The 1,520-nt window shown below is 36.7% G+C and carries 2 protein-coding genes and 1 pseudogene; all 3 read right to left on the bottom strand.

Translation table 11 applies throughout. The features are described 5' to 3' along the window. Positions 1 to 2: 2 nt before the first annotated feature. Positions 3 to 253: pseudogene (locus ACFIKE_RS10410) on the bottom strand (ABC transporter); the annotation flags it as partial. 275 nt (positions 254 to 528) lie between these two features. Continuing rightward, positions 529 to 720, bottom strand: a complete 192-nt coding sequence (locus tag ACFIKE_RS10415; RefSeq protein ID WP_375649801.1) for a hypothetical protein — start codon at positions 718 to 720, stop codon at positions 529 to 531. 245 nt (positions 721 to 965) lie between these two features. Then, on the bottom strand, positions 966 to 1,187 hold the full coding sequence (rpmE, locus tag ACFIKE_RS10420) for a 50S ribosomal protein L31 (RefSeq protein WP_330168255.1): 222 nt from the start codon (positions 1,185 to 1,187) through the stop codon (positions 966 to 968). Positions 1,188 to 1,520: the final 333 nt, after the last annotated feature.

Consider the following 1,520-nt stretch of genomic DNA (forward strand, 5'->3'; position numbering starts at 1 on the left):
ACTTACTCCGGTGAAAATTGGAGTTTTGCGAGGTAAGCATAGACGCCATTTTTTGCCACAAGTTCTGCATGGGTTCCTTCTTCCACAAGAGCGCCTTTATTCATCACGAGAATACGATCAGCTTTTAAAATTGTTGCCAAACGATGTGCAATGACCAAGGTTGTATGATTTGCATCAATCCTTCTAAGGCATCTTGCACTAACTTTTCACTGTTTGCATCTAAAGAAAATGTTGCTTCATCAAGCAGTAAAAGTTTGATTTATAATAATAATTCATTGTTTTGTATGTTGAATGAGAATCCCGAATACCGTAAGATTCTCTCATTTCAAACCTGTTCCATGTTGAATCAACCAAAACCATGTCTTTTGCACTTTACAAGCAGGGAGAGCCCGCATGAATTAAAAAAACTATTAAGAAAGGGCTTAAAATGCCTATAGTAAATCGCCTCAAGTGCCAAAGGCTGTAGCAACATCGACGAGTTGGCAAATATAATGATGGTTCCCGATTGCAGAAAGAGGGGTGCATTTCTTAAAATCGCCCGTGCAATACCGATGCGTTGTTTTTGCCCTCAGAAAGCATGGTACCACGTTCCCCTACTTGCGTATCAAAGCCACCTAGTAAAGCTTGAATAAATTCAAGTGCATTAGCTGCTTTAGCGGCGACAAGAATGTCCTCTTCATGAGTATGTTCAGTTCCAAAAAAAAGATGAAAAGTTTGCAATTATTTTATTTCAAGTCTTTATACTCTACGAGAAAGGATTTATGCGTGTATTTCAAACTGATTTTTAAATTTAAAAAACGCAGCCACCAAGATTTATTAGTCTCTAAGATTCCATCTATTTATATTGGATGCGTTTTTGAATTAATATTTAAAGTGCACTCTTTACAGCATAAAAAAACCAATCACTTAACAATAGGGCAATCATTTTTTTTAAACCTGTGCTCTTTATAATCAGTAATAGGCTTTTACATGCCAATATTACCAAAACGATTTTTGAATTTAGAAAGACGACCACCGCGATCTACGAGTGTTTGGGAGCCACCTGTCCATGCCGGATGCGTTCTTGGATCAATATCTAGATTAAGAGTATCGCCTTCTTTTCCCCAAGTAGAGCGCGTCGTATATTGAGTTCCATCCGTCATAACAACGGTAATTGTGTGATAGTTGGGATGAATATTCGCTTTCATGCGTCAAACCTTTTGCTTTTATAGAATGAAATAGCACTTGCTCGATTTTTTAAGTGCGCTTTCTTTGTCTTTTTGATACATTGATTAAAGTATTTATTCCTATAGCTGAGCACGCATCAAAAAACAAGTGTTCAAGATGCATCATTGTATCAAGTGTTATAAATCCAACACAGTGAGCAAAATTTTATGACATTACGTTATCGTTCAGAAAAATCTACAAAGCCTTCCCCTAAGAAATCTTCATTCTCTTCGCTTGCAATTTTTTTTCCTTATCTTTTGCGCTATCGTTGGTTATTTATCTTTGCTTTTCTAGCGTTATCTGTTGCTGCTCTT

The sequence above is a fragment of the Bartonella sp. MU70NMGDW genome, from assembly GCF_042194085.1.
Taxonomy (GTDB): domain Bacteria; phylum Pseudomonadota; class Alphaproteobacteria; order Rhizobiales; family Rhizobiaceae; genus Bartonella; species Bartonella grahamii.

Bases quoted from the DNA above. Each gene is read 5' to 3' on its own strand.
- rpmE (WP_330168255.1), bottom strand. From the start codon at position 1,187: ATGAAAGCGAATATTCATCCCAACTATCACACAATTACCGTTGTTATG.